This window comes from Sphingobium sp. Ant17, from assembly GCF_000588875.1.
Lineage (GTDB): Bacteria > Pseudomonadota > Alphaproteobacteria > Sphingomonadales > Sphingomonadaceae > Sphingobium.
This window is the reverse complement of sequence record NZ_JEMV01000108.1, coordinates 1-8,976: the sequence shown is the minus strand read 5'-3', so window position 1 is coordinate 8,976 and position 8,976 is coordinate 1. Positions and strand designations below refer to the sequence as shown.

9 protein-coding genes and 2 pseudogenes are annotated in these 8,976 nt (G+C 57.5%); 4 read left to right on the top strand and 7 right to left on the bottom strand.

Translation table 11 applies throughout. The features are described 5' to 3' along the window. Positions 1-79: 79 nt before the first annotated feature. The 7 genes from BF95_RS23820 to tnpA all read right to left on the bottom strand — a co-directional run bounded on the left by BF95_RS23820 (position 80) and on the right by tnpA (position 4,691). Complete coding sequence (locus BF95_RS23820; protein WP_152542914.1) at positions 80-1,126, bottom strand: hypothetical protein; 1,047 nt, start codon at positions 1,124-1,126, stop codon at positions 80-82. A 38-nt stretch (positions 1,127-1,164) separates the two neighbouring features. Next, positions 1,165-1,914, bottom strand: a complete 750-nt coding sequence (locus tag BF95_RS23815) for a hypothetical protein (RefSeq protein WP_043155112.1) — start codon at positions 1,912-1,914, stop codon at positions 1,165-1,167. Continuing rightward, positions 1,911-2,219, bottom strand: a complete 309-nt coding sequence (locus tag BF95_RS23810; RefSeq protein WP_043152380.1) for a hypothetical protein — start codon at positions 2,217-2,219, stop codon at positions 1,911-1,913. Before BF95_RS23810 ends, BF95_RS23815 begins: the two co-directional genes overlap by 4 nt. Positions 2,220-2,271: 52 nt before the next feature. Then, a protein-coding gene (gene tnpC / locus BF95_RS23805) for an IS66 family transposase (protein WP_152542755.1) occupies positions 2,272-3,911 on the bottom strand; the annotation gives its coding sequence in 2 pieces (ribosomal slippage) (positions 2,272-2,393 and positions 2,393-3,911; 1,641 coding nt in all). A gap of 57 nt (positions 3,912-3,968) precedes the next feature. Next, positions 3,969-4,055 (bottom strand): hypothetical protein, encoded by an 87-nt coding sequence (locus tag BF95_RS31265; protein ID WP_443018377.1) that lies wholly within the window; start codon positions 4,053-4,055, stop codon positions 3,969-3,971. After that, entirely contained in the window at positions 4,015-4,308 is a 294-nt protein-coding gene (gene tnpB, locus BF95_RS23800; protein ID WP_235209791.1) for an IS66 family insertion sequence element accessory protein TnpB, read from the bottom strand. Before tnpB ends, BF95_RS31265 begins: the two co-directional genes overlap by 41 nt. Before the next feature lie 5 nt (positions 4,309-4,313). After that, positions 4,314-4,691, bottom strand: coding sequence for an IS66-like element accessory protein TnpA (gene tnpA / locus BF95_RS23795; protein ID WP_043152377.1), 378 nt, complete (start codon positions 4,689-4,691; stop codon positions 4,314-4,316). Positions 4,692-4,890: 199 nt separating this feature from the next. Between tnpA and BF95_RS23790 the strand changes: the two genes are divergently transcribed. From BF95_RS23790 to BF95_RS26865, 4 genes and pseudogenes are all read left to right on the top strand, one after another. After that, a complete protein-coding gene (locus BF95_RS23790) occupies positions 4,891-6,294 on the top strand; it encodes an IS4 family transposase (protein ID WP_200867052.1) in 1,404 nt (467 codons plus the stop codon). Positions 6,295-6,504: 210 nt separating this feature from the next. Next, positions 6,505-7,269: pseudogene (locus BF95_RS23785) on the top strand (IS256 family transposase); the annotation flags it as partial. Between the two features lie 76 nt (positions 7,270-7,345). Then, entirely contained in the window at positions 7,346-8,386 is a 1,041-nt protein-coding gene (locus BF95_RS23780) for an IS110 family transposase (RefSeq protein WP_043155108.1), read from the top strand. 267 nt (positions 8,387-8,653) lie between these two features. Continuing rightward, positions 8,654-8,976, top strand: a pseudogene (locus BF95_RS26865) (transposase); the annotation flags it as partial.

Sequence of the window (8,976 nt, the reverse complement as noted above, 5' to 3'; positions counted from 1 at the left end):
GGGTATGGACCGACCAGCAGCGGCTATGACCGACGCTGACTTTCCAGACCGGGCCTGTGGCTGGTCTTTTCCTCATGGCTCATACGAGGGAGGTGGAACGATCGCTGCGAAGCTGGCCACGATTTACAGGCGCGTAGAAGTCACCAACTTGCCAACGGCCAGCGCCATCGGGAATGAGATAGCCACCAGCTTCATAAATGGCGCGATAGACAATATCGGCAACCGAAGTCGCTTCCTTGGCGTAGAAGCACCATTCGGCATCGGCGAATGCCCCGAAGGTGCCGAAGACTGCCGTGGGCTGGACTTCACGAATTAGCTGCTGGGTGATCGTCTTGACGGTGTTCGTGTAGACACCATTGTAGAGCGCACCCATGACATCACAGGTCAGCTTCTTGTCGGTCGATCCACCAAGTCGGAACAGGCCATGAGCGTTACAGGTCGCCCATTGACCCGGCTGTAGATCGAGCGCGATCAGTTCATTATATGTGGAGACATTCGCAATCGCAGTGTCGAGTTCCTGCGCGAAGTCATAGACCTTTGCGATACCAGCGATCGGGCCATAGCCGTGAACCTGATAGACCAGATACACAGTGTCGATCTGAACCGGCGATACTGTCTTACAGAAACCATGGGCGCGCGGCTTGAGTGTGCCTTTGATCCCGGCACCGCCTTCAAGGCCACCAGTGCCTTCATATTCATCGAATAAGGCAGGGCGTTGAAGATCGGCTTCGCTACCTAGAAGTGCGACACTTGCGTAGATTTCTTGACGATTGAAGCCACTGACACGACCGGCAAAGACCTGAGTATATTCTGAGAAGGGATCGCCATCTTCGCCATACCAGCAAGAGGCCAAGGCGTTGGACCAGTCATAGGACGACCATTCCTCATTGCCATAAGCGTCTGAGCAGATGAACTCTAGGTCGCCATAACTGATCGTTGGAATTTGAAGTTGGCCGCTCGACATCAGGTTGAGACTGAATGTCGGTAGTGTCTCTAAGAGCGGTAGCCATTCCTTGTTGTCGAGATTGACGCCAGCATTGCTGACACCACGACGCGACATACGAATGGTTGCTAGTTGGCCGTCCGGTTTAACCGGAGTGACTTCGATCAGATAGTTCTTTCCCATCCATTACTTACCACTTTGGTAAGGATGGAAATGCGCCTTTATTGGATAGTCGTGACCGTCAGTTCCAAGGTGTAGATGTCACCAGTGATGAACGTCATCTTAGGCGCCCCGACCATCGACACGAAAGCGCTGCGCTTCTGCTGGAAAGTGTCGCCGTAGATAGGAATGAATAGAAAGCCGCGTCGATCACTGGCAGCTAAGCAGAAGTCCTCCCACACCTCATAATATGAAGTGGTATCCATACCCGACAGATTGATCTTCCAAGTCGGCTTCGTGAGGAACTTCCTCAGATAGCTCTGGCCTTGATTTTCGTATGAGACTTCCGCGCCTACGTCGATGCCATCCCATTCAACAGCGGTGCCAAGGATCAGATTGCTCACTTGAACATAACCCGCTGGGTTGCCGGTCGATGTTATTTCAATGTGGATAACTGTGTGGGTAACTGCGCTGCTCAGTCGAAATACCACCATGCCGCCGGTTGCCTTCGCTACACCTGAATAAGCCGGAATAGTTTGGTCGATTGCTGGTGCGGTCGTGACTGTCGTGGTGTCATTGGCAGCACGAATGCGGATTGTATCGGTTGCGCGCAAGTTCGTTCCCACAAGCGCAATCGTATCCCAAGCGCCGGTCTGCGACAGCACGAGATTTACCCCTGTCACCCCCGTGGAGCGCCATACAAGCGCCTTCTCGTCGTGTAGCATGTTGGACGCGCTCGTAGCGGTGGCCGTGCTGCTGGGCGCGATAGACACGCTCTTGGGCAGGACGAAAACTGTTCCCCTGTCGATCATCCTCGCACCTCCACGGTTGAGATGCCCTCGTTGAAGTCGATTGATGTGCTGATGCCCTTCATGGGTTCATCGACCGCATCATGGTCTGCGACCACTTGCCAGAGGGGAGGGCCATCAATGAAGAAGTCCAGCCAGAGCAAACCCTCAATCTGATGCTCAAACAGGCGGGGATGCTCATTTTCGGCGAGTATCTTATCCGCAAGCGCTTCGGCTGTTGCCTCATTAAGTGAAGTGCTGATGTCGATATGACCGTACGCATCCGGTGTGGACCGCAGGCGCGCAGCATTTTTGAGGTAAGACCTCATAGGAGTATCGCTACCGATATTCCTGTGAGATCGGGTTTACGCTGCTGGCAAATCAGGCCGCCTGAGCGGTATCGATCTTTTCGCGCAGGTGTTTCCAGGTCCATGGCAGCAACTCATGGAGGCGGTTCTGGGATATGTCAGCGATCCGCGTGAGCACGTCGGTTAGCCAGAGAGGGGATCGACATCGTTGAGTTTGCAAGTGGCGATGAGGGTGTACATCATTGCGGCGCGCTCACCGCCACGGTCAGAACCGACGAACAACCAAGCTTTTCTTCCTCTTGCAATGGCTCTCAGGGCGCGTTCGGCGGCGTTGTTCGTGAGACATATCCGGCCATCTTCGAGGAATGCGGTAAAAGCGGGCCATGCGTTGAGCATGTAATCCATCTTTTTGCCGACTGCGTCCTTAGAGGAGAGCAGCCCGCGCTGTTCACGCATCCAGTCACCCAGCTCCGCGACCAGCGGGGCTGACAGGATTTGGCGCACGGCATGCCGTTCGGCGGCAGGACTGCCGTTGATATCGCGCTCGATAGCGAAGATGCGGTCGATGCGCTGTACGGCCTCAATCGCAAGTGGCGAGATGACGACACGCTTGCCAGGTTTACGCTTCAGCTGGGTGGCGATGTCGGCAAGTTCGAAGAAGTATCGCCTCGCATGGGCCCAACAGGCAGCGTGGGTAATCGTCCCTTCGGCCCGACCGGGGTCATAAAGCGCGTTATAGCCGGCATAATTGTCGGCTTGAAGGATGCCCCGATAGCCAGTGAGATGCCCCCGGCTGTGCTCGCCCTTGCGGTCCCTAGAATAGTAGAACAGTGCCGCCGGTGCCCGCCCACCTGCAAACGGCGCATCATCGCAGACATAAGTCCACATCCGGGCGATGTCGGTCTTGTACTTTGCCAGGCGCGGCACGGTGGTGTCGTCGCCGTGGAGGCGCCCGGCACCGAGCGTGTGCGCTTCGAGCAGCAGAAAAACCGGCTTCACAGCGGCAGCGATCGCACCGATCTGATCGGCAAGCGTCGAAAGGCTGAGCGGGATGCCCTGGCTCTCGAGGCGATCGCGCTGGCTATTGAGTGGCTGGTGCAGCCCGAACTTGTTGAACGCAAGGCATGCGAGGAAATGCGGGCCAAACATGGCGCGCGGCGTGACGTGAAACGGCGCTGGCGGCTGCGTGATGGTCTGGCACGATCTGCAGGAAAAGCGCTCGCGCACGGTCTCGATGATCTTGTGCTGGGCAGGCACAGTCTCAAGCGCACGAATGACGCTCTCGCCAAGCTTGCTCAGGTTATCCGAACCGCAGCAAGGACAGTTCTTCTCGGCGGGAATAACGACCCGCTCGACGGGAAGACCTGGCGGAAACTCCCGGCGCGTTTGACGCTTGCGTGTGAAGGCTTCGACAGTGGTCGTTTTTGCAGCTGCCTGCTGCGCAGCGATCTCATCTTCGGTTGCAGTGGCCTCTAGCTCTTCGAACTCGAGTTCCATCTGGTCGATCAGGCGGCGCGAACGCTCCGAAGATGGTCCGTGCAGCGCGCGACGCATCTTCTCGTTTTGCAGCTCAAGATGGGCGTTGCGGGCGATCAGATCAGCGTTGATTGCCAGGACGCGGGCGGCATTGGCCTCTGCCTCGACGGCGCGCAGATCCGCGCGGGCAACGGCCTCGCGCAGGTCTTGCATATCGCGGGCCGAGAGCGTCTCCATCGCCGGAATCCCTAGCAGAATCGGCCCTGAGCCCGAAGGAAAATCGCCAGAAAAATGCTACCCAACTTTGCTCGGACGCCAGGCTTTCTGCGGGTTGCGCCAGTCAATGCCCTCTAGCAGGCAGGCCAGTGCCGAGGCCGAAATCGGCACCGTACCGTCCTTCGCAGAAGGCCAAACAAAAACGCCCCTTCTCGAGCCGTTTTGCATATAACGACATGCCGAAATCGTCGTGCCACAAAATCTTGATCAATGATCCGCTGCGCCCCCGGAAAATGTACAGATCCCCTTGATGAGGATCACGCTTCAGACTTTCCTGAACCTGCAGCGCCAGACCGCGCATGCCACGTCGCATGTCTGTGTGACCCAGCGCGATCCAGATCTTCGCATCGCTCGGCACGGGGATCATCCTTCAAGCCCCGCCAGCACCCGAAGCAGCGCGGCGACATCGACGTCGCGGTCGACGATGATCCGGCGGCCATTGCCGCAAACAATCTCCATCTGGCCGCGTGACGACGGAACTGGGCAATCAGGGGTCACAACCACCGGCGCAAAGCCGGATATCCCTCTGGAAATCTGCGGAAATAGCCGTCTGCGCCAATCATAGATCTGGGATGGATCAACATCATGGCGCCGCGCTACCGTCAAAACTGAAACGCCGCGCTGAAACGCCTCCTCTACGATCCGTTGCTTTGCGTCATCGGTCCAACGCCTACGCCGGCCCGTCTCCAATACATCCAGGCGACGAACGCCCGGAAACACATCGCTGATTATCTCATCCATGCCCGCGCAATGCGCCGGCTACATCCGACCGACAATGCGGCCGCTACCGGCTTGCGATTACCCACAAGTATTTGAATCGCTTGCGTGTCTCCGAGAGAAAATTGTTGAATCGGATGAATCAGTTGTGATTCATTCACGAGCACCGTGATTGTGTTCGTGAGGTGCGCGATGCAGGCCGAAAGCGAAAAAACTGCTGCCTTTGGGTGACCACTGGTCGCGCAGCGAGGTCGATGAAACAGCTTTCAGAGATGCTCGTCTCGGGCGCCGGTTCGGCGATTTGCTTCGCCGCCTGAGCGACAGAATGGGAGGATCAATTCCTCTGGCCTGTCAGGACTGGGCGAGCACCAAAGCCGCATATCGGTTCTTTTCCAACCCAAAGGTCGAGGAAGGGGACATCCTTGCAGGCCATATCGAGGCGACGAAGGCGCGGTATGCCGCATCTGACGGACCGATCTTGGTGCTTCAGGATACGACAGAGTTCACCTATCAGCGGCGGAACCCGCACGACATCGGTTTCACCAAAAGCGTCAACAGTGGTCGCGACAAGAGTGGTCGGCTCCGCCATCATGCGGTTTGCGGAATACTTATGCATTCCAGCCTCGTTGTCACGGATGAGGGACTGCCCCTCGGCCTGGCCGCGGTCAAATTCTGGAACCGCGATAAGTTCAAGGGTACTGCCCAGCTCAAGCGGAGAATAAACCCGACGCGGGTTCCGATCGAAGCGAAGGAGAGCGTTCGTTGGCTCGATAATCTTCGCCAGTCAGTCGCTCTGTTGGGGCAGCCGGATCGGTGTGTCCATGTCGGCGATCGAGAGAGCGACATTTACGAACTCTATTGCCTCGCCAAAGATCTCGGCACTCACTTCGTCGTCCGCACCGTTGTCGACAGGCTCGCTGGCAACGGCGATCACACCGTGAAAATCGAAATGCAAGAGGCTCCAAGCGCGGGCATGCATAGCATCGAAGTGAGGGTCGATAATGACACGGTCGAACGTGTAACCCTTGATATACGGTACAAACGAATCCACGTCTGCCCGCCGATCGGGAAGCAAAAACGCTACCCGGCGCTCGATCTGACGGTGATCCATGCGTCGGAAGTCGGTGTCCCATTGGGCCGGAAGCCGATACTGTGGAAGCTCGTCACCGATCTGGAAGTTGCCGACCTCGACGCAGCGATCGAGAAAATACGTTGGTATTCGACGCGCTGGAAGATCGAAGTTTTTCATAAGATTCTGAAGTCAGGATGTCGTGCTGAAGATGCCAAGCTTCGCACCGCCGATCGTTTAGCCAACCTTGTCGCGCTGTTTTGTATCGTCAGTTGGCGCGTGATGTGGATGACCATGATGGCACGTGCTGCCCCCGATGCCGATCCGGCGATCGCATTTACAGCAACGGAAATTGCAATCCTCGACCGCCTCGTTACCGATAGCGGGAACCGCCGAGCAAAGCCGGGAACGCTCCAGCTATATCTCACCAAATTGTCCCGCCTTGGCGGTTATCTTGCGCGGATGTCTGACCCCCCGCCTGGCAACACCGTTGTCTGGCGCGGCCTACGACGCCTCGTCGATATCCAAATAGGCGCGGAGCTTGCCACTTGTGGGTAATCGCAAGCCTGTGTAGCTGGCCTGTGTAGCTGGCCTGCGTTTCTCCCTCATCGGGTATTTCGTCCCGCGCCTGCCTTTCGATCCGGTAGAGCTGGTCGAAGAACTTGAGGGCCTGCGTGGGTGGACCTCGGAACTGGTGTTATCCACCCTGCAGGGACTGTCAGGATTTCCGTGTGTGGCCGGGCTTAATGGGTAACAAGGAGTCCCACTATGTCACGACGCAAAGAATCCGTTATTCCCAATGCGCTTCTCGACGAGCTTTTGGCCGGAGGCGCTGCCAGTGCGGCATTTGAACAAGGTGGCTTGCTGGATTCGCTGAAGAAGGCGCTGACGGAGCGCGCGTTAAAYGCGGAGATGGATCACCATCTTGCGACAGGCGAAGGTGCCGGYAACACGCGCAACGGCTATGGCCGGAAGACCGTAATGACCGAGACCGGCAAGCTGGAGATTGATGTCCCGCGCGACCGCCAGTCYAGCTTCGACCCGCAGCTGATAGCCAAGTATCAGCGCCGCTTTCCGGGCTTCGATGAGAAGATTGTGTCGATGTATGCGCGGGGCATGAGCACCCGGGAGATTACCGGGCACCTGCAGGATCTGTACGGCATCGATGTGTCGCCCGATCTCATCAGCACGGTGACGTACGCGGTGCTCGATGAAGTCGCCGTCTGGCAGCAACGCCCGCTCGATGCGATCTATCCGCTGGTCTTTTTCGATGCGATCCGGGTAAAAATCCGAGACGAAGGCATGGTCCGCAATAAAGCGATCCATATCGCCCTTGGCGTCCGCGCCGATGGCGCCAAGGAAGTGCTCGGGCTGTGGCTTGAGCAAAACGAGGGTGCCAAGTTCTGGCTGCGGGTCATGAACGAGCTGCGCAACCGTGGCACAGAGGATATTCTACTTGCTGTCGTCGATGGCCTCAAAGGCTTTCCAGATGCGATCACAGCCGTGTTTCCCGAGGCCGTCGTTCAAACATGTTGGTGTGGACGGCCTCCAAACGGCATCACAATGTGCCAGATTGAGGTTGTTGCAAATCTCAAGGAGGAGACCGTCCGTGGAACACCTTATCCGAGTTGGCGTCGACACGTCAAAGCACGTTTACCAGTTGCATGGCGTCAACGCCGCCGAGAAGCCAATTTTACGCAAAAAGCTGCGTCGTACCGAGATGATGGCGTTTTTCGAGAAGCTGCCGCCAACGGTGATTGCAATTGAGGCGTGTGGGGCGTCTCACCATCTGGCGCGGCTCCTTACGTCGTACGGCCATGAAGTGAAGCTGATCGCGCCGCAGTTGGTGAAGCCCTATGTAAAGCGCGGGAAGAACGATGCGGCTGATGCTGAGGCTCTGTGTGAAGCAATGAGCCGACCCACGATGCGCTTTGTGCCCATGAAAACTGCCGAGCAGCAGGCAGCGCTCATGCTGATCGGCGTACGCGATCGGTTGATCCGCACCCGTACGCAGCTGGTCAACGCGATCCGCGGTTATGCAGCCGAGTTCGGGCTGATTGCTGCCCAAGGCAAGTGCCGGATCGTTACGCTGCTCGATCGTATCGCGATCGACCCAACTGTGCCGGCGCTTGCGCGAACGCTGTTTGCCGCGCAGGCGAAGGAATATTCTCAGCTTCAGGACCAAATCGAAGAGGTCGAAGCGGAGTTGGCGGCATGGCACCGCGCCAACGAATGCAGCCGACGCTTGGCGGAAATCCCCGGTGTCGGTCCAATCGGAGCGTCGCTCCTCATGATGAAAACGCCAGCGCCCGAGCTGTTTGCCTCAGGGCGACAATTTGCCGCCTGGATGGGCCTGACACCAAAGGACCATTCTACCGGCGGCAAGGTTCGGCTTGGCATTATAACACGCGCCGGGGACGAACTGCTGCGAAGTGTGCTGGTGGCCGGTGCGACCGCGCTTCTACGGCATGTTCGAGCAGGAAAGGGCAACAATGCAAACGCCTGGCTACTTGAACTGCTCAAGCGCAAGCCGCCAAAGCTCGTTGCCGTGGCGGTTGCGAACAAGATTGCGCGCATTGCCTGGAAGCTCATGGTGACCGGCGAGCGCTACCGGGCAAACAGTATTCCGCTACGCGAGGTAGCGGCATAGAGCTTGGCGAAACAAGGGTGCTGATGTGCAAGAACCCGTGTTGAGCTAAGGCCTGAACTTGCAATAGAATGCGCAGATGGGATCGATCATTCCGGGCGTGAGACACTCCGTACGATGCAATGGCTACTCAATGCCGGAAACGTGTTTGGAACTCATGTGGCGGAAACCATCTTGGCCCGCGGTCATTTGCGGCTGCACCTTTGAGGCCGGACATATGAACGCAAGCGATCGGTCATAGTCTGTTAAATCTATTGTAAGGCGGAGGCCGTCCACATATGCATTGTCCATCTGCTGCGCAACTCCATGGACTTCGTATCCTGGAAAGACCGCAAAGGGCTGGCAACCGCGCTCAAGGAGATTTACCGCGCCACAGCGCTGATGCTGCACAGGTGGCACTCACCGAATTCGAGGCCGGTCCCTGGGGTCAGCGTTACCCGGCTATTGGCCAGAGCTGGCGTCGCGCCTGGGCTGAGGTCATTCCGTTCTTTGCGTTTCCTGACGACGTCCGCAGGATCATATATACGACAAAACGCCATCGAGGCTTTGAACTCGAGCTGCGCAGAGCCGTCAGAGCAAGGGGGCAAGGTTTC